Annotated in this window: 13 protein-coding genes; 6 read left to right on the top strand and 7 right to left on the bottom strand. The window is 72.7% G+C overall.

Annotation, left to right across the window (positions count from 1 at the left end; genetic code table 11):
- Position 1 precedes the first annotated feature (1 nt).
- The gene (locus ACFYYW_RS12525; RefSeq protein WP_387647809.1) at positions 2 to 703 is read left to right on the top strand and encodes a DUF3105 domain-containing protein; all 702 of its coding nucleotides are present in this window, start codon (positions 2 to 4) and stop codon (positions 701 to 703) included.
- Between the two features lie 94 nt (positions 704 to 797).
- Here ACFYYW_RS12525 and ald read toward each other — a convergent pair whose 3' ends face one another.
- Entirely contained in the window at positions 798 to 1,913 is a 1,116-nt protein-coding gene (ald, locus tag ACFYYW_RS12520; protein WP_387647806.1) for an alanine dehydrogenase, read from the bottom strand.
- A 166-nt stretch (positions 1,914 to 2,079) separates the two neighbouring features.
- On the opposite strand from ald, the gene ACFYYW_RS12515 reads away from it, so the two are divergent.
- On the top strand, positions 2,080 to 3,045 hold the full coding sequence (locus ACFYYW_RS12515) for an excalibur calcium-binding domain-containing protein (RefSeq protein WP_387647804.1): 966 nt from the start codon (positions 2,080 to 2,082) through the stop codon (positions 3,043 to 3,045).
- Here the strand turns inward: ACFYYW_RS12515 and ACFYYW_RS12510 are convergent.
- The 3 genes from ACFYYW_RS12510 to ACFYYW_RS12500 all read right to left on the bottom strand — a co-directional run bounded on the left by ACFYYW_RS12510 (position 3,042) and on the right by ACFYYW_RS12500 (position 6,907).
- Complete coding sequence (locus ACFYYW_RS12510; protein WP_387647801.1) at positions 3,042 to 4,421, bottom strand: NCS2 family permease; 1,380 nt, start codon at positions 4,419 to 4,421, stop codon at positions 3,042 to 3,044. The two genes, ACFYYW_RS12515 and ACFYYW_RS12510, sit on opposite strands and share 4 nt — an antisense overlap.
- Positions 4,422 to 4,482: 61 nt before the next feature.
- The gene (locus ACFYYW_RS12505; RefSeq protein WP_352323877.1) at positions 4,483 to 4,716 is read right to left on the bottom strand and encodes an EF-hand domain-containing protein; all 234 of its coding nucleotides are present in this window, start codon (positions 4,714 to 4,716) and stop codon (positions 4,483 to 4,485) included.
- Complete coding sequence (locus ACFYYW_RS12500) at positions 4,700 to 6,907, bottom strand: molybdopterin cofactor-binding domain-containing protein (RefSeq protein ID WP_352323876.1); 2,208 nt, start codon at positions 6,905 to 6,907, stop codon at positions 4,700 to 4,702. Before ACFYYW_RS12500 ends, ACFYYW_RS12505 begins: the two co-directional genes overlap by 17 nt.
- 95 nt (positions 6,908 to 7,002) lie before the next feature.
- On the opposite strand from ACFYYW_RS12500, the gene ACFYYW_RS12495 reads away from it, so the two are divergent.
- Entirely contained in the window at positions 7,003 to 8,592 is a 1,590-nt protein-coding gene (locus tag ACFYYW_RS12495; protein ID WP_387647798.1) for a PucR family transcriptional regulator, read from the top strand.
- Between the two features lie 2 nt (positions 8,593 to 8,594).
- Here ACFYYW_RS12495 and ACFYYW_RS12490 read toward each other — a convergent pair whose 3' ends face one another.
- The 3 genes from ACFYYW_RS12490 to ACFYYW_RS12480 all read right to left on the bottom strand — a co-directional run bounded on the left by ACFYYW_RS12490 (position 8,595) and on the right by ACFYYW_RS12480 (position 14,581).
- On the bottom strand, positions 8,595 to 11,405 hold the full coding sequence (locus ACFYYW_RS12490; RefSeq protein ID WP_387647795.1) for a BTAD domain-containing putative transcriptional regulator: 2,811 nt from the start codon (positions 11,403 to 11,405) through the stop codon (positions 8,595 to 8,597).
- Positions 11,402 to 14,200 carry a BTAD domain-containing putative transcriptional regulator gene (locus tag ACFYYW_RS12485; RefSeq protein WP_387647792.1) on the bottom strand — a complete coding sequence of 933 codons (2,799 nt, stop codon included), beginning with the start codon at positions 14,198 to 14,200 and terminating at the stop codon, positions 11,402 to 11,404. The genes ACFYYW_RS12490 and ACFYYW_RS12485 overlap by 4 nt, the downstream gene beginning before the upstream one ends.
- A gap of 246 nt (positions 14,201 to 14,446) precedes the next feature.
- Entirely contained in the window at positions 14,447 to 14,581 is a 135-nt protein-coding gene (locus ACFYYW_RS12480) for a hypothetical protein (RefSeq protein WP_387647790.1), read from the bottom strand.
- 61 nt (positions 14,582 to 14,642) lie between these two features.
- Here ACFYYW_RS12480 and ACFYYW_RS12475 point away from each other — a divergent pair, with 61 nt between their 5' ends.
- Genes ACFYYW_RS12475 through ACFYYW_RS12465 form a run of 3 tightly spaced genes read left to right on the top strand, consistent with a single transcriptional unit; the run spans position 14,643 to position 18,525 of the window.
- Complete coding sequence (locus ACFYYW_RS12475) at positions 14,643 to 15,926, top strand: helix-turn-helix domain-containing protein (RefSeq protein WP_387647787.1); 1,284 nt, start codon at positions 14,643 to 14,645, stop codon at positions 15,924 to 15,926.
- Between the two features lie 44 nt (positions 15,927 to 15,970).
- Entirely contained in the window at positions 15,971 to 16,552 is a 582-nt protein-coding gene (locus ACFYYW_RS12470; RefSeq protein ID WP_387647784.1) for a copper resistance protein CopC, read from the top strand.
- Positions 16,549 to 18,525 (top strand): cytochrome c oxidase assembly protein, encoded by a 1,977-nt coding sequence (locus ACFYYW_RS12465; RefSeq protein ID WP_387647781.1) that lies wholly within the window; start codon positions 16,549 to 16,551, stop codon positions 18,523 to 18,525. The genes ACFYYW_RS12470 and ACFYYW_RS12465 overlap by 4 nt, the downstream gene beginning before the upstream one ends.
- The last annotated feature ends 66 nt before the right edge of the window (positions 18,526 to 18,591 follow it).

Raw genomic sequence — 18,591 nt, 5'->3', positions numbered from 1 at the left:
GATGACGAAGGAGAAGGCGCAGGCGAGGCGCGAGCATCTGCAGAAGATGCGGGCCGAGCAGCAGCGCAAACAACGCCGCGCCGCACTGCTCATGTGGGGGACGGGCGGTCTCATCGTCGTGCTCCTCGTCGGCGTGGTCGGCGTCTACCTGGTCAACCAGGCGCGCGCGACCTCGCTCGACGCGGTGGCCAACTACAAGTACGAGGCCGGCCAGCACGTCGCCAAGACGGTCACCTACAAGGAGACCCCGCCCGTCGGCGGCGAGCACAACAACTACTGGCAGCAGTGCGCGGTCTACGACAAGCCGATCCACAACGAGCACGCGGTGCACTCGCTGGAGCACGGCGCGGTCTGGATCACCTACCGCCCCGACCTGCCCAAGGCGCAGCTCGACGCGCTGAAGGAAGTGGCCACCTCCACCGGCCAGCAGGACTACATGCTGGTCAGCCCCTACCCGGGCCTGCCGGCGCCGATCGTCGCCTCGACGTGGGGCCACCAGCTCAAGCTCCAGGACCCGTCCGACCCGAAGCTCCCGGCCTTCATCAAGAAGTACCAGAACGGCCGTGACACCCCCGAGCCGGGCGCCATCTGCGGCGGCTCGGACGCCATCACCACCACGGCCGACCAGGCTCCGCTGCCGCCCGCGCCGACGGGCAACACCCCGATGGAGACGCTGGCGCCCTCGCCCAGCCAGTCCAAGTAACACCCCTTCGCCAGACGTCGAGGGCCCGGCTCCGGCCGGGCCCTCGACGTCTGTCCGGGGTTCCGCCGGAGGTCGCCGGCCGGCGGGCCGCGGCTCAGGCCAGCACCTCCTCCAGCGGCGTCCACTCCAGGCCGTGCGCCTCGGCCACCGGCCGGCTGGTCAGGCGTCCCTCGTGGGTGCTCACGCCCGCGGCCAGGGCGGTGTCCGTACGGACCGCCTCGCGCCACCCCTTGCCCGCGACGGCCAGCGCGTACGGCAGCGTCACGTTGGTCAGCGCGAACGTCGAGGTGTGCGGCACCGCGCCCGGCATGTTGGCCACGCAGTAGAAGACCGACTCGTGCACCCGGTACGTCGGCTCGGCGTGCGTGGTCGGCCGCGAGCCCTCGAAGCAGCCGCCCTGGTCGATCGAGATGTCCACCAGCACCGAGCCCGGCTTCATCCGGCTCACCAGGTCGTCGGTGACCAGCATGGGCGCCTTGGCCCCCGGCACCAGCACCGCGCCGATGACCAGGTCGGCCTCCAGCACGGCCTTCTCGATCTCCAGGGTGTTCGACGCGACCGTCTGGCAGTGGCCCTGGTAGATCATGTCCGCCTGGCGGAGCTTGTCGATGTTGCGGTCGAGGAGCAGCACCTCGGCCTGCATGCCGAGCGCGATGGCGGCGGCGTTCATGCCGGACACCCCGGCGCCGATCACCACGACGTTCGCCGCCCGCACGCCGGACACGCCGCCCATGAGCACGCCCCTGCCGCCCTGCGAGCGCATCAGGTGGTACGCGCCGACCTGCGGCGCCAGCCGTCCGGCCACCTCCGACATCGGGGCGAGCAGGGGCAGCGAGCCGTCCCTGTTCTGCACGGTCTCGTAGGCGATGGACGTGACGCCCGAGTCGAGCAGGGCCCTGGTCAGAGGGCCCGAGGCGGCCAGGTGGAGGTAGGTGAACAGGATCTGGCCCTTGCGCATCCGGTGGTACTCCTCGGCCACCGGCTCCTTCACCTTCATGATCAGGTCGCACGTGGCCCACACCTCGTCGGCGTGCGGCGCGATGACGGCGCCCGCCGCGGCGTAGTCCTCGTCCGGGATGGCCGAGCCGAGGCCCGCCTGCCGCTCGACGTGGACCTGGTGCCCGTGGCGTACCAGTTCGTGGACGCCCGCGGGGGTGAGTGCGACGCGGTACTCGCTGTTCTTGACCTCGCGGGGAACTCCGACCTTCATGGGGTCATCCCTCGTTCGCGTGGAAAGTTGTCGACAACCTGCGTTCTCATTTCCATTTTTCCTCCGATCTCACAGATGGGTGAGGATTTTTCGGCTGATTACCCCGCTGCTGCCCGTCCTCGATAAGCTCACCGGCAGCCCGAACGTCAGGATGGGGTCGTCAACGATGGACAGACCGGTAGAGGCGCCTCCCGCGGAGCCGGAAGAGCCGGCCGAGCCGGAGGAGCCGAAGGCCAGCCGTCTCACCACCCTCGTGCTGACCGTCTCGCTGGTGCTGGTCGTCGTCGTGGCGGGCGTGCTCGGCACGGTCGCCGTCCTGATGACCAAGAGCCCCGACAGCCCGCTGCTCGGCGGCGCGCCGCCGCAGCGCCTGGCCACGCCCATCCACTTCGCGCCGGTCAAGGAGACCAAGACCGCGCCCTGCCCGGGTGAGCCGGCCGTGCTCGACGAGCAGCAGACCACCTGTTACCTCCTGGAGGACGGCGTCACGGTCGGCGCCGTGCAGCGGATCGAGGCCGTCCGGGGCACCGACAACTCCTACTCGGTGCGCATCGCGGTCGCGCCCGTCTTCAAGAGCCGGCTGGTGCGGCTCATCGACGAGCTCCAGCCCACGCAGCGGCAGGTCGCGATCGTGCTGGCGCCCGAAGGCGAGCAGACGCCGAAGACGGTCCTGGCCGCGCCGGTCGTCACCCAGAGCATGGACGGCGACAGCCTGAGCATCGCGGGCTTCACCAAGGAGGAGGCCGACGCGCTGGTGGTCCGGATACTCGGCGCGTCGCCGTCCCAGCCGTCGCAGCCGCAGCCGTCCCAGCCGGCCACCGACCAGCAGCCCCAGCAGCCCACGAACCAGCAGCCCACGAACCAGCAGCAGCCCACGAACCAGCAGCCCACGAACCAGCAGCCCACGAACCAGCAGCCGCAGCAGCCCACGGACACCGGCCAGGGCACCGCGACCACCGGCACGACCGCCCCCGCGGGCGTCGCCCGCGTCCCCGACAAGCGGTACGCCAGCTGCAAGGAGGCCCAGGCCGCCGGCGACGGCCCCTACACGCGTGGGCGACACGAGGAGTACTCCTGGTATCCCGACCTCGACCACAATGGCGTGGCCTGCAACAGCGCTGACATCCGCTAACCGAACAGGGCCCGGAGGGCGTCGATGCCGAAGTAGGCCAGGAAGACCAGCGAGACGGCCCACAACAGCCACGGGATCTCTGCGAACCGGCCCCTGGCCGCCTTGATCAGCGTGTACGAGATCACCCCGGCCCCCACCCCGTTCGTGATCGAGTACGTGAACGGCATCAGCGCGATCGTCAGGAACGCCGGCACGGCCAGCTCGATGTCGGTCCAGGGCACGTTCTTGGACTGCGTCATCATCAGCGCCCCGACCAGCACCAGCGCGGGCGCCGCCGCGGCCGCCGGCACCACCGCGGCGATCGGCGTGAACAGCAGCGTCAGCCCGAGCAGCGCCCCGGTCACGACGCTGGCCAGACCCGTGCGCGCCCCCTCGCCCACACCGGCGGCCGACTCGACGAAGACGGTGTTGGCCGAGGCGCTGACCGAGCCGCCGATCATGCCCGCGACGCCGTCGACGGTCAGGATGCGGCCCAGCCGCGGCACCCGTCCGACCTGGTCCACGAGCCCTGCCTCGTCGCTGACGCCGATGATCGTGCCCATCGCGTCGAAGAAGCCCGACAACACCAGCGTGAACAGCACCACGGTCGCGGTCAGCGCGCCCGCCCTGGCGAACCCGCCGAACAGGTCGAACTGCCACACCAGCCCGAAACTCGGCGCCGCGACCAGGGACTCGGGCATGTGCGGCACGACCACCCCCCACTCCTTGGCGGGAACCGGCACCAGCGCGTTGACCACGACGGCCAGGACCGCGGTGACCGCGATGCTGACGAGGATGGCGGCCGGGGTCCTGCGCACGTACAGGACAATCATCAGCAGCAGGCCGAAGCAGAACAGGGTGACCGGCCAGCCCGTGAGGTGCCCGGTCGCGCCGAGCTGCACGGGGGTGCCGGTGCCCCGGGCGACGAACCCCGCGTCCACCAGGCCGATCAGGGCGATGAACAGGCCGATCCCGACGCTGATCGCGTGCTTGAGCGCCAGCGGGATCGCGTTCATGATCAGGGTGCGCAGGCCGGTGACGGCCAGGACGATGATGACCGCGCCCTCCAGCACGACCAGGCCCATCGCCTGCGGCCAGGTCATGTGCGGCGCGGCCTGGTAGGCGACCACCGCGTTCAGCCCGAGCCCGGCGGCCAGCGCGAACGGCGCGTTGCCGACGAACGCCATGAGCAGCGTGGAGATCGCGGCCGCCAGCGCGGTCGAGGTGGTCAGCTCGGCGATGGACAGCCGGGCGCCGGTGACGTCCGTCGCGCCGGCCAGGATGATCGGGTTGAGCAGGATGATGTAGGCCATCGCCATGAACGTGGTCAGGCCGCCGCGGACCTCGCGTCCGACGGTCGTCCCCCGCCCGGTCAGCTCGAAGAGTCTGTCGAGCACCACACGTCCCCCTCGTCATGATCGAGGGGAATGCGGGTCACCTACCCGGCGGGGGACATGATCACGCCTTCTCGTGCCGCCCGTGGCCGACCAGGCCGACGAACTCCTCCAGGCCGATCCGGCCGTCGCCGTCGGTGTCGGCCGCGTTGATGAACGCCTCGATCTCCTCCTCGGAGGCGCCGTGGACCCCCAGCGCCTCGTTGGCCTGCCTGATCTCGGCCGCGGTCAGCAGACCGTCGCCGTCGGTGTCGAAGCGACTGAACTCCGCCTCGGCGGCTTCACGACCGCTCGCCATCGGATACCTCCCCGTGATTGGACAAGGCGATATCTTCCGGCCTGATCGGAACGCGAGTCAACCGGAGCCCGGTCGCGGCGCGTACGGCGGCGGCCACGGCCGGGGTGGAGGAGAGCGTGGGCGGCTCGCCGGCGCCCCGGAGGCCGTACGGTGCCGACGGGTCCGGATTTTCCAGGATTTTCAGCTGCATGGGCGGCATGTCGAGCATGGTGGGGATCAGGTAGTCGGTGAACGACGGGTTCAGCACGCGGCCGTCGCGTATCTGGATCTCCTCCATGAGCGCCAGCCCGAGGCCCTGGGCCGTGCCGCCGTGGATCTGGCCCTCCAGCGCCTGCGGGTTCATGATCTTGCCCACGTCCTGCACCGCGGCCAGCTCCACCACCTTGACCAGCCCGAGCTCGACGTCCACGTCCACCACCGCGCGGTGCACGCACAGCGCGAGCTGCGTGTGCGAGTCGCCCTGCCCGGTCACCGGGTCCATCGGCTTCGTGGGCCGGTGCCGGTACTCCCGGGTCTCCTCGATCGGCCCGAACCTGGCCAGCGCCTCCCGCGGCGGCAGCCCCCCGAACCGCTCGCGCACCGCCTCGCAGGCCGCCTTGACCGCGCCGCCCGTCACGTAGGACTGCCGCGAGGCCGACGACGAGCCCGCCGAGCCCACGGCGGTGTCGGCGGTCGCCACCGTCACCTCCTCGATGCCCAGCTCGGTGCGCGCGATCTGGGCCTGGACCGTGACCAGGCCCTGGCCCACCTCGGCGGCGGCGGTGTGCACGGTGACCCGCGGCTCGCCGCCGACCAGCTCGGCCCGCACCCGGGCCGTGGAGTAGTCGTCGAAGCCCTCGGAGAAGCAGATGTTCTTGATGCCGACGCCGTAGCCGATCCCGCGCCGCACCGACTCGCCGTGCGTGGTCTGGGACACGCCGCCCGGCAGCGCCCGCAGGTCCGCCCCCGTGCGCGGGGCGGGCAGCGGCATGGCCTCCAGCTCGCGCAACATGCCGGCCAGCGGCGCGGGGGAGTCGATCACCTGGCCGGTCGCCAGCGCCGAGCCCTGGGAGACGGCGTTGCGCACCCGGATCTCGACCGGCGACAGACCGCACGCCTCGGCCAGCCGGTCCATCTGCGACTCGTAGGCGTAACACGCCTGCACCGCGCCGAACCCGCGCATCGCCCCGCACGGCGGGTTGTTGGTGTAGACGCCCGCGGCGTCGATCCACACGTTCGGCACCTCGTACGGCCCGGCCCCCAGCGAGGCGGCGTTGCCGACCACGGCGGGGGAGGAGGAGCAGTACGCGCCGCCGTCCAGCAGGATGTCGGCCTTGACGTAGACGAGCCTGCCGTCGCGCGTCGCGCCGTGCTCGTAGCGCATCCGGGCCGGATGGCGGTGCACGTGGCCGAAGAACGACTCCTCGCGGCCGTAGACGATCTTGACAGGGCGGTTCAGGCGCAGGGCCAGCATGCACGCGTGCACCTGCATCGACAGGTCCTCGCGGGCGCCGAACGCGCCGCCGACGCCCGACAGCGTCAGCCGTACCTTCTCCGGCGGCAGGCCCAGGCAGGGGGCGAGCTGGTCGCGGTCCACGTGCAGCCATTGGGTGGCGATGTACAGGTCCACGCCGCCGTCCTCGGCCGGGACCGCGAGCCCCGACTCCGGGCCGAGGAACGCCTGGTCCTGCATGCCGACCTCGTACTCGCCGGTGACGACGACCTCGGCCTCGAACGTGTCGCCCTTGCGCACCGGCTGACGCCTGACGTACTCGCGCGACTCGCGCGGATCGGTCACCGCCGGGCGCGGCTCGTAGTCGACCACGACGGCCCGCGCGGCCCTGCGCGCGGTCTCCGGATGGTCGGCGGCCACCAGCGCCACCGGCTCGCCCTGGTGGCGGACCTGGTCGATGGCCAGCACGGGCTGGTCCTTGTGGTCGAGCCCGTAGAACTTCTCGCCGGGCACGTCCTCGTGCGTCAGGACGGCCAGCACGCCCGGCATCCGCAGCGCCGGGCCCACGTCGATCGACCGGATCCAGGCCGACGGGTGCGGGCTGCGCAGCGTCACGCCCCACACCATGCCGTCGAGCCACAGGTCGGAGGCGTAGGCGAACTCGCCGGTCACCTTCAGCGTCGCGTCCGGCCGCCGGGCGCTCGTGCCGACCCCCTCGCCGACGCCTTCGGACCTGGTGGGGTGGACCGTCTCCGTCATCCTCCGAGTAGAGCACCGGCCCGGCCGGGCGTCCTATGCCCGTGACGTGAAATCCCGGTCATCGCTTGACAGAGCGGGCTTGTATATTCCTCCAAGTGCGCATCAGTGACCTGCTGGCGATCGACGAGCTGGGTCTCAGGCTGCTGGCCGGCGACCCGGAGCGCGAGTTCGGCACGGTCCACATCACCGACCTGCCCGAGCCGGGGCGCTACCTGTCCGGCGGCGAGCTGGTGCTGACCGGCCTGATGTGGCGCGACACCGCCGCCGACTCAGCCCGGTTCGTCACCGCCCTGGTGGAGTGCGGGGTGTCCGCGCTCGGCGCGGGCGCGGCCCGGCTCGGGCACGTGCCCGCCGATCTCGTCGCGGCCTGCGGGCAGGCCGGGCTGCCGCTGGTCGAGGTGCCGGTCGAAGTCTCCTTCCGCACGCTGGCCGAGCTGGTCGCGCCCCGGCTGTCCGGCGACGTGCGCGACGCGCTCGGGCGTCACCGCAGGCTCGTGGCGGCCCTGGCCGAGGGCGCCGACCTGCGCGGGCTGTTCGAGCTGACCGCCGCCGAGCTGGGCGTCACGGGCGCCGTCCTGTCCGCGTCCGGGGAGGTGGTCGTCGGCACGGCCACCGATCCGGCGGGGCTGGCCAGGGCGTACCTGACCGCGCCCCGGCTGCCCGCGCTGGCCGGCGGCGCGACGCTCTTCGCCGTCGGACGCGGCCACCGGGCGGCCGGCTGGGTCCTGGCCTGCGACGGCGACCTGCTCGGCCGCGCCGACCTCGGCTACGAGCTGGCCGCCTGCGTGGCGCTCGAACGCGGCCGCCTGGAGGAGGGCCGCCGGGTCGAGCGCCGCCTGGCCGGGCAGCTCGTGGCGGCCGCCCTGGCCGAGTCCGACGCGGCCGACCTCAACGCCCGGCTGCGCACCTGCGGCATCGACGCGGACGAGCCGTACGCCGTGGTCAGCGCCACCGCCGCGCCCCACGCCGCCATCGCCGCGCTCCCCGGCGCCACCGCCGCGCCCCCCGGCGCCCCCGGCGCAGCCGATCCGGGCCCGACGACCCCGCCCGGCCCCGCTCCCGCCGTCCTCGGCGGCCGGATCCTGGAGGAACTGCTGGCCCGCGAGGTCGTCGCCGCCCCCGTCCCCGCCGAGCCGCCTCAGGGAAGCGGCGGCGGGGCGGTGGCGGTGGTCGCGTTGCGGGGGAGGAGCGCCGGGGAGCTGGCCGCGCGGTTGCGGGCCGGGGCCGCCGTGCTGGCCGCGCTGCCCGGCACCCGCCTGAGCGTCGGCCTGAGCGGCGCGCTGACCGGCGCCGCCGCGCTCAAGGGCGGCCTGGAGGAGGCCGGGCACGCCAGGCGGCTGGCGCAGGCCCGCGACGGCGGCGTGGTCACCAGCGACGAGATCTACACCCACGCGCTGCTCCTGGCCACTGTGCCCGGCGACGTGCGCCGCTCCTTCTCCGACCGGCTGCTGTCCCCGCTGCTCGCCTACGACCGCCGCCACCAGTCGGACCTCGTGCGCACGCTCGACGTCTTCCTCGACTGCTCGGGCTCGTGGAACGCCTGCGCCGAACGGCTCCACGTGCACGTCAACACGGTCCGGTACCGCGTCCGCAGGATCGAGGAGCTGACAGGCAGGAACCTGTCGGCGATGTCCGACCGCGTCGACTTCTTCCTCGCCCTCCGCGACACCACCCCACCCGCCTGACCTCACGGCTCCCGCCCCGCGGCCCTCATCGCCTCCCGCACGGCCGCCAGTTCGGCCCCGGCCCGCTGCTCCCAGGTGGGGTAGCCGTGCCGCCGCGTGAGGTCGAGGGCCTGCGTCACGTAGTCCAGCGCGTCGTCGAGCTTTCCCAGGGCACGCGAGGCCTTCGACAGGGAGACCAGGCCGTTCACCCGGAACATGTAGCCCCCCGAGTAGAGCACGGTGGTGGCGGCGCGGATGTGCTCCAGGGCGCGATCGGCGTCGTCGAGTTCGAGCAGCACCTCACCGAGCGACAGGCGGAAGAGCCCCTCGTGGGTGGTGTCCCCGGCCTCCTGAGCCATGGCCATGCCCTCCGTGAGAGCCCGGCTCGCCTCGACGAGGCGCGCGGTGCCCTGGTAGGCCATGCCGAGCATGAGCAGGGCGAAACGCACGCCCACCTGCGCGCCGGCGGCGCGCGCCACAGCGAGCTGGCGTTCGGCGTAGGGCAGCGCCTCTGCGAAGCGCTGGCCGGTGACGTAGGCGTTGGCGAGGTTGCCCAGCGCCCGCAGCTCGCCGAAGGAGTCACCGAGGCGCGTCGCCAGCTCCAGCTCCGCCTCCAGATGGACGACCGCCTCCTCGGTCCTGCCGGTCAGCCGCATGCCGTTGGCGATGTTGTCATGGGCGATGAGCGCCGCCGGCTCGTCGCCGAGCCGCTCGCAGACCCGCAACGCCAGCGTGTTGAACTCGATGATCTCCTGACTCGCGCGGGCTCGCTGCTGGTGCCACTTGAGCGCGAAGGTCAGCGTCACGCCCAGCTCCGCGATCTCGTCGTCCGCCGAGTTCAGCGCCTGAACGGCCGCGGCGCTCAGGACGTGCGCCTCCTCCAGGAACCAGGACTGCGCCTCCGCGGCGTCGGCGAACTCGCGACTGGGCCCGTCGACGTGCCGGGCGAGCTGCACCCGATGCGGGTCGACGGTGACGCTGCTCAGCCGCGCGGACGCGGCGAAGTAGGCCAGCGTCCGAGCCAGCGGCCGCTTCCAGTCCTCGGGACGCAGCTCGCCGGCGAAGAGCCTGACGAGGTCGTGCAGCTGGTACCGGCCCGGCTTGGGCCGATCGACCAGGTGGGCGTCGGCCAGCCGGTCGAGCGCACGCCCAGCCTCCTCCACCCCGGTGCCGAGCAGCATCGCCGCCACCTCCGAGGTCACGTCCGGCACGTTGAGCAGGCCCAGCAGCGGCAGGGTGTCGGCGGCCATCCGGTCCAGGGGGCTCGGGCTCGCCGCCAGACCACTGTGGCTGCCGCTGAGGCTGGAGCGCACGGCCAGGTCGCCGGCCGTCAGCTCGCGCAGTCGGCCGCGTTCGTCGGTGAGCCGCGCGGCGAGTGCGCCCACGCTCCATTCCGGATGGTCGGCCAGGCGCGCGCCCGCGATTCTCAGCGCGAGCGGGAGGCCGTCGCACAGACTCACCAGAGCGGCGGTGTGGCCGGCGTCGGCCGCCACCCGCTCGTCGCCGGCCAGCTTGGACAACATGGCCGCGCCCTCGGGCTCGGAGAGCGGGCGGAGCCGCAGCTGCACGCAGTCGTCGCCGGCCGTGAAGGACTCCCGGCTGGTCACGAGCACGGCCACGCCCAACGGGGTGCCGAGGAACGGCCTGATCTGCGCCAGGCCGGCTGCGTCGTCCAGGAGCACCAGCAGCTTCCTGCCGTGCAGTCTGCTCCGCCACATCGCCGCCGCCTCGTCCACGTCGGCGGGGATGTCCTCGTTCGAGGCGCCGATGCCGCGCAGCAGCCGTCCGGCGATCTCGTGAGCCGGCAGCGGCGCGACGCCCGGCGTGCCGCCGCGCAGGCCGATGGCGAGTTGCCCGTCCGGGAACCGGTCCTCGACGGCGTGTCCCACATGCACGGCGAGCGCCGACTTGCCCACACCCGGCGGCCCCGAGACGGCGACGACCGGATGGGGTGGCCCGTCCTCCGGCGCCAGCAGCGATCTCAGCCGGGCCACCTCCGCGGACCGGCCGACGAACCCGATGAGATCGCGCGGCAGCTGCCGGGGCACGGGAGGACGGGCGGACACCGGCTCCTCGGCACCGCCGGACAGGACCAGCCGGTGCGCCGCGCGCAAACCCTCGCCGGGCAGGACGCCGAGCTCTCCGTCCAAAAGGCGTCTGGCCCTCTCGTAGGCCAGCAGCGCCTCCGCCTGGCGGTCTGCGCCGTGCAGGGCCAGGATGAGCAGTTCGTGGAGACGCTCCCGCAGCGGATGGCGTGCGACGAGCTCCTGGAGGCCGGTGACGGCCTCGCGCGGCCGGTCGAGATGGAGCAGGGTCTCGGCGCGGCCTTCGGCGGCATTCAGGAACAGCTCGTCCAGCCGGGAGCGCTCGGCCTCGGCGAAGGGCCCGGCCAGCCCGCTCAGGGCCACGCCGCGCCACAGGGCCAGCGCCCGGTCCAGCACGCGCAGGGTGTCGTCGCCACCGGCGGGACCGAGGAGGCGTGCCGTGTCCACCAGCTCCGTGAACAGGCAGGAGTCCACCTGGCCGGGAGCGAGGAGCAGCCGGTACCCGCCGGCCTCCCCGACGAGCACCGTGGACCGCCGGCCGCGCTCGCGACCCGGTTCCAGCGCGCGCCGCAGCCCGGCCACATACGTGTAGACGCTCTGCTCGGCGCTGGGCGGCGGCGCCTCGCCCCACAGGCCCTCCAGAAGCTGCCCCATCGTGACGACCCGGCCCGGGGGAGAGGCCAGCATCGCCATGACCGCGCGCTGGCGGGCGGGCCCCAGGTCGACCTCCTGGCCGCCGAGCACCCCGGTCACCGGGCCGAGCAGGCGGACGCCGACGTCGTCGGTCATCGGAGCCTCGCGCGGGCCTCGTGCACGGCGGCCTGTTCCTCCCTGGCCTCCGTCTCCCATTCGGCCAGCCCGTCGGCCCCTGCCACCGCCTCGGTGACGTGCGCGAGCGCCACGTCGAGCTCGCCCATGGCCCGGTACGTGCGTGACAACCCGACCAGGTCGCGCACCCGTCCCACGCGGTAGCCGGCCCGTTCGATCAGCTCCAGGGCGATGAGGTAGTGGGGAAGGGCGTGCTCCGGCTCGTCCAGATCCAGATGCACCCGGCCGAGGACGGCGCGCAGCTGCGCCTGATGGGTCTTGTCGCCCACCTGTTCGGCCTCGGACAGGGCCGAGCTCAGGATCTCGCGAGCCTCCTCCGCCCGGCCGAGGGCCTGACGGGCCTCGCCGATGATGAGCATGGCGTACCGGGCGCCGACCCGCGCGCCGATGAGGTCGGCGATCGCGAGTTGCTGTTCGGCCAGGACGATCGCCTGCTCGTACCGGCCGTCGTTGAAGTACGTGTTGGCGAGGTTGCCCATCGCGCGCTGCTCGGAGAAGGCGTCACCGAGCCGCCTGGCGAGGGCCAGCTCGGCCCGCAGGTGCTCGACGGCCTCCTCGTGCCGTCCGCGCATGCGCAGGGTGTTGGCGAGCAGGCCCGTGGTGTGCATCATGCCCTCCAGATCGCCGAGCCGTTCGCACACCGCCAGCGCCGCCGCGCTGAGCTCGATCATCTCGCGTGTCCGGAAGCTCCGCTGGCAGGGCCATTCCAGGGCGAGCGTGAGCGTCACGCCCATCGCCGCGATGTCGTCGTCCTCGGCGGCGAGCGCCTGGCGGGCGGCGGCCTCCAGCACGCCCTCCTCCTCCGCGAGCCAGGCCGTCGCCTCCTCCTGGCCGGTGACCACGTGCGCGGCCGCCTCGGGAGTCCTGCCGCGCTGGACGCGATGCGGATCCGCCACGCTGCAGGCCAGGCGGGTGGAGGCCGCGTAGTACGCGAGCGCGCGCAGCACCGGCTCCGTGGGGTCGAGGGGACGAAGCTCGCCCGCGAACAGCCGGATGAGGTCGTGCAACTGGTAGTGGCCCGGACGGGGCCGGTCGAGCAGGTGGGCGTCGGTCAGCCGTTCCAGGGCCAGGTCGGCGTCGGCGAGGTCGCCGCCGAGCAGCGCCGCGGCGGCCTCTGCGGTGATCTCCGGCACGTGCAGCAGGCCGAGCAGGGAGAGCATGCGGGCGGCCAGCCGGTCGAGGGGGCGGGGGCTGCGTTCCAGCGCGGTGTAGCCGGCCGCCAGGCTGGACCGCACGGCCAGGTCGCCGGCGACCAGCTCGTGCAGCCGCCGCCGTTCGTCGCCCAGGCGGCCGGCCATCGTGGCGATGCTCCAGTCGGGGCGGCTGGCCAGGCGGGCCCCCGCGATGCGCAGCGCCAGGGGCAGGCCCTCGCACAGCCGTACGAGTTCGGCGGTGTCGCCCGCGCCGGCCCGCACGCGCTCCTCCCCGGCCAGCCCGGCCAGCATCGCGGCCGACTCCGCGGGGGACATCCGGCCGAGTTCGAGCTGGTAGGAGTCCTCGCCCCAGGTCATGCTCTCGCGGCTGGTCACCAGCAGCGCGGTGCCGAAGGGGGTGGACAGCAGCGGGCGGATCTGCGCCAGGTCGGCGGCGTCGTCCAGCAGGACGAGGACCCGGCGGCCGTGCAGGAGGCTGCGCCACATCGCCGCCGCCTCGTCCAGGTCGGCCGGTACGGCGTCGGCCGCCACCCCCAGCCCCCGCAGGAACCGGCCGAGCAGGTCGAGCCCGGTCAGCGCGGGCAGTTCCGGGGTGGCGCCGCGGCAGTTGACGAAGAGCTGCCCGTCGGGGAAGTCGTCCTGGACCAGATGGGCGACCTGGGCGGCCAGTGTGGACTTCCCGACGCCCGGCGGCCCGGTGACGATCATCAGCGGTGCCGGCGGACGCCTGCCGCCCGGCGCCAGCCGCGTCTCCAGCTCCGCCAGCTCCCGCGAGCGGCCCACGAACCCTGCCAGACGGCGCGGCAGCTGGTGGGGCACGCCGTCGCCCCGCCAGGGCGAGGGCTCTCCGCGCAGCACCTGCTGGTGACACCTGCGTAACCCCTCGCCCGGCGTCAGGCCCAGCTCCTCCAGGAGCAGCACCCGGCCCTCCTCGTAGACCTCCAGCGCCTCGGCCTGGCGGCCCGACCGGTAGAGGGCCAGCATGAGCAGCTCGCGGGTGCGCTCGCGCAAAGGGTTGCGGGCGGTCAGGTCACGCAGCTCGTCGGTGATCTCGTGGTGGCGGCCCAGGTGCAGCAGGCTCTCGCACCGCTGCTCCAGCGCGGTCAGGCGTAACAACTCCAGACGGGAGCGTTCCCGTTCGGCGAACGGGCCGGTCAGGCCGCTCAACGCGGTGCCGCGCCACATCGCCAGGGCCTCGTCCAGGAGCCGCACGGCCCGGCGGTCGTCGCCGTCGCGGCGGCACGTCTGCGCTTCGTCCAGGCGTTCGGCGAAGCACACGGAGTCGACCTGTCCGGGCCGGACGTTGAAGACGTATCCCGCGCCGGTGCCCGACAACAGCCGCGACGGGGCACGCCGCCCGCGGTCGGGCTCGAAGGCGCGGCGCAGGCCGGCGACGTAGGTGTAGACGCTCTGCTCGGCGTTGCGCGGCGGCTCGTCGCCCCACATCCCCTCGACGAGTCGGCTCATCGGGACGGGCCGGGCGGCGGCCGAGGCGAGGACGGCCAGGGCGGCCCGCTGCCGGGCCGGGCCGAGATCGACGGGCCGGGATCCGCGTTCGGCGTGAACAGTGCCGAGAAGCCGGATGTAGATGTCGTCGCTCACACGTCCTCCCCGCTTGGGGCCCACGTCCCCCTCATCAGGGCAGCGTAATCAGAATCCGGTGGCGGTAAAGCGGTCGGACGACTGTAGATCAAATGTAGACGGCACCGGGTAAGCTCAGCGCCAGATGGAGGAAGAGGGGGCACACCGACGGGGGATCACCGTCTGCCTCATGGGCGAGCACCTGCAAGTCCGAGTGCGGTTCGGAACCTGAGGCGCCCGAATGCACCCCCTCTTGCCAGAAGTGGCTCAGCAGCAGTGAACCATGTCCAGGTTCGCGGAGAGTGCAGACGTTTCGGCATTTGCGGCCGTAACATTGCCTCCAAAGGACACCGCGGCGATCAGCACGGTGGCCAGCGCGGACAGGGCAAGACGCATACGCATGGGGGTTCTCCCTCGCCTATGTGGGGTTGCTCGGACTTCATCATCTCAGGGAGCAACGACTGTGACCACAACTGACCTGGTCGGACTCCGTATTAAGACCGTTCGGCGACAGCGCGGCCTGTCACAGGCCCAGCTGGCACACCCCGAGTTGTCGGACAGCTACGTCTCCTTGATCGAGAGTGGCAAGCGTACCCCTACCCCCGCCGTCCTGGAGTTGCTGGCACAGAAACTCGACTGCTCGCTGTCCTACCTGATCAACGGCGTGACCGCCGAGCAGATGGAGGACATCGAGCTGGCACTCGGCTACGCGCGTCTGGCGCTCGAGAACGGTGAGGTCGCCGAGGCCCGCACCCGCTACACCGAGCTGCTGGCGAACAACAACCTGACAGGGTTGACGGCCCTTCGTCAAGACACCGAATTCGGGCTCGCGCTCGCCACCCAGGCGGGCGGCGACCTCGACGGCGCCATCGCCATCCTGCTGCGCCTCCGGGAGGAGGAGCTGTCGGCCGAGCGCCGGATCGAGATCGCCATCAACCTGTGCCGCAGCTACCGGGAGAGCGAGCGGCTCACCGAGGCCGTCGAGGTCGCCGAGCGCATACTCAACGCCTCGGCGCGGCCCGCCTGGAACGATCTGCTCGTGGAGCTCGGCGGCAGCCTGCTGGCGGCGTACATGGAGCGCGGCGACCTGCTGCGCGCCCGGCAGTTCGCGGCCGAGCTGCTCAACGCGGCCGACGCCCTCGGCACCCCGCGCTCGCTGGTGGCCGCCAACTGGATGGCCTCCAACACCGCGGCCTCCACCGGTCACGCCGCGGAGTCGGTGTCCTTCGCCGAGCGGGCGATGGCCGTGCAGCTCGAACACGGTCAGCCGCGCAGCGTCGCCATCATGCGCATGGCGCTCATCCAGCGGCGGTTCAAGGCATGGCCGAGCGAGGCCGCCGCCGCCCGTGATGCGATGCGCCAAGCCTTCGTCGAGCATGAGCAGACCTCCACCAGCACCATCGACCGGGCCCGCGTCCTGGTGGAGCTGGCAGTGGCCGAGGCCATGACGGGAGAGCTGGACGAGGCGGTCGAGCACGCCAAGACCGGCAAGAGCATGCTGCCGCAGTCGGGGTCGGCACTCGGCGCCGAGGCCGACCTGCTGCTCGGCAGGATCTACGGCGCGGTCGGCCGCGCTGAGGAGGCCAGGCAGCACGTCGCCTCGGTGCACGACTCGCTCGCGCCGCTGCCCGACTCCCGCCGATCGGCGGCCACCTGGTACGCCACCGCCGAGACGATGGAGCAGCTGGGCGACTCCGACGGCGCCGTGGACGCCTACCAGCGGGCCCTCGCCTGCGCGGGGCTGTAGCGAGGTCAGGACCGGGCGGTGGCGTCGGTAGCCTTGGTGGTGCCATGAAGAGTTCCCCGCTCGCGGCACTCACCGCGATTCTCGCCGCCCTGTTCGTGCTCGGCACCGCCGCCCCGGCGCTGGCCCACGACTCACTCAAGAGCAGCGACCCGGCCAAGGGCGCCGAGGTCGAGGCCCTCGACGAGGTCAGGCTGGAGTTCACCGCCAAGGTGCGCATGCCGTTCGTCATCGTCCGGGGCGCGGGCGAGGCCGTCTTCCAGGAGGGCAAGCCCGAGGTCGACGGCGCGGTGGTGCGGCAGGCGGTCAAGGGGCCGCTGCCGGGCGGGAAGTACACCCTCGCCTACCGGGTCGTCTCCTCCGACGGCCATCCCATCGAGGGCGAGATCCCCTTCACGGTCAAGGCGGCCCCGGCGGCCTCGCCGAGCGCGCCGGCCGCCGACGCGGCGTCGGCCGCGCCCTCCACCGCCGCCCCCGCTCCTTCCTCCGCCGCTCCGGTCGCCCCCGCGGCCGACCAGGCGGCGGCCACGCCGAAGGGCGGCTTCCCGACCTGGCTGGTCATCGTGATCGGCGCGCTGGTCGGCATCGGCATCGGGTTCCTGTTCAGCGCGCGGAAGAAGAAGCCATGAGCAGAACGGCGCGGCTCGCGCTCGCGGGTGCGGTGGCCGCGGTCGCCGCCCTGGTGATCGGCATGATCGCCGGCGGCAGGGCGTTCCCCAGGATCATCCCCGGGCTGCCCGACGCCGGCGCGGTGGTCAGGTGGGGCCTGCCGGTGTCCAAGCTGCTGATGGACGTCACCGGCGTGCTCACCGTCGGCCTGCTGCTCACGGCCGCCCTGCTGCTGCCCAACGACAAGGGCCTGCTCGGCAAGTCCGGCCTGCTCTACGTCAGGGCCTCGTCCTGGACGGCGCTCGGCTGGGCCGCCTCGGCGTTCCTGGCCATCGTGTTCACCACGGCCGACTCCTGGGGCCGTACGGTCCCGCAGATCCTCAACCGGGAATACCTGACCAGCACCGCCACCCAGACCACGCAGGGCGTGGCGCTCACGCTGGTGGTGCTGTTCGGGGTGGCCATCGCGCTGTTCTCGCGCGGCGCGATCACCGCCGGGTCCGCGGCCGGCCTGCTGGTCTTCGCGCTGGTGACGATGTTGCCGCCGCCGCTGACCGGCCACACCTCCTCCTCGCCCAACCACGACCTGGCCACCTCGGCCGTCTCGCTGCACCTGCTCGCGCTCGCCCTGTGGGTGGGCGGCCTGGTCGTGCTGGCCGCGCACGCGATGCGCGGGCAGCCGCAGCTCACCGTGGCTGCCGCCCGGTTCTCCGCGCTGGCGCTGTGGTGCTTCGTCGCGGTCGGCCTGTCCGGCGTGTTCAGCCTGGTCGCCCGGCTCGGCGCGCTGTCCGACCTGTGGACCACCCAGTACGGCCTGCTGGCCCTGGCCAAGATCGTCGCCTTCGTGTTGCTCGGCTACGTCGGCTACTGGCACCGGCAGCGCACGCTCGTCGACCTGGAGGCGGGGCGGCCCAGGGCGTTCACCCGGCTGGCCGGCGGCGAGACGCTGCTCATGCTGGCCACCGTCGGGCTGGCCGTCGCGCTGTCGCGCACGCCGCCCCCCGAGTTCAGCGTGCCCGCCGACCGCGCCTTCGAGCTGCTCGGCTTCCCCGTCCCGCCGGAGATCACGATCGCGAACGTGTTCTCGCTGTGGTGGTTCGACCTGTTCTTCGCCGCGGTGGCCGCCGTGCTCGCCGGGCTCTACGGCGCCGGCGTCTACCGGCTGATACGGCGCGGCGACTCCTGGCCGTGGGGGCGCACCGCCGCCTGGTTCATCGGCATCGCGCTGCTGGTGTTCGCCACCCAGAGCGGCCTGGCCCGCTACGCCAAGGTCCTGTTCGACGTGCACATGATCGAGCACATGACACTGTCCATGATCGTGCCGATCTTCCTGGTCCTGGGCGGCCCGGTCACGCTGGCGCTGCGGGCGCTCAAGCCGGCGGCCAGGCGGGGCGACAGGGGCCCCCGGGAGTGGATCACCACGATCCTGCACAGCCGGGTGGTCAAGGTCATGTCCCATCCGGTCGTGGCGACGGCCGTCTTCGTCGGCTCCACGTACGCCCTCTACTTCACGCCGCTGTTCGAGTCGGCCATGCAGGAGCACCTGGGGCACATCTGGATGACCCTGCACTTCCTGCTCAGCGGCTCGCTGTTCTTCTGGGTGATCATCGGCGTCGACCCGGGCCCGAGCCGGCTGCCGTACGTCGGCAGGCTGCTGATGCTCTTCGTCACCATGCCCTTCCACGCCTTCTTCGGCATCGCGCTGATGATGACCGGCTCGGTGATCGCCGCCGGCTGGTACGAGCCGCTCGGCCGTACGTGGGGCGACAACCTCTTGCAGACCCAGCAGGACGGCGGCGCCATCGCGTGGGGCTTCGGCGAGATCCCGACGCTGCTCGTGCTGCTGGCCATCGCGGCCCAGTGGTACCGCGACGACGAGCGGCAGGCCCGGCGCGGCGACCGCAAGGCCGACCGGGGCGGCGCCCGCGACACCGAACTCGACTCCTACAACGACTATCTCGCCCGTCTCAACCGCGCTGACAAGGGCGAGTAGCGGTTCGGCCACGGCACCCTATCCTCCGCCCACAGGTCTCAGGAGCGCCGGGTAGCCTGTCTCACA

Origin of the sequence: Nonomuraea sp. NPDC001831, assembly GCF_042892035.1 — a bacterium.
Taxonomy (GTDB): Bacteria; Actinomycetota; Actinomycetes; order Streptosporangiales; family Streptosporangiaceae; genus Nonomuraea.
Note: the sequence above shows the minus strand (reverse complement) of the source record. Positions and strands in the feature narration are given on the sequence as shown.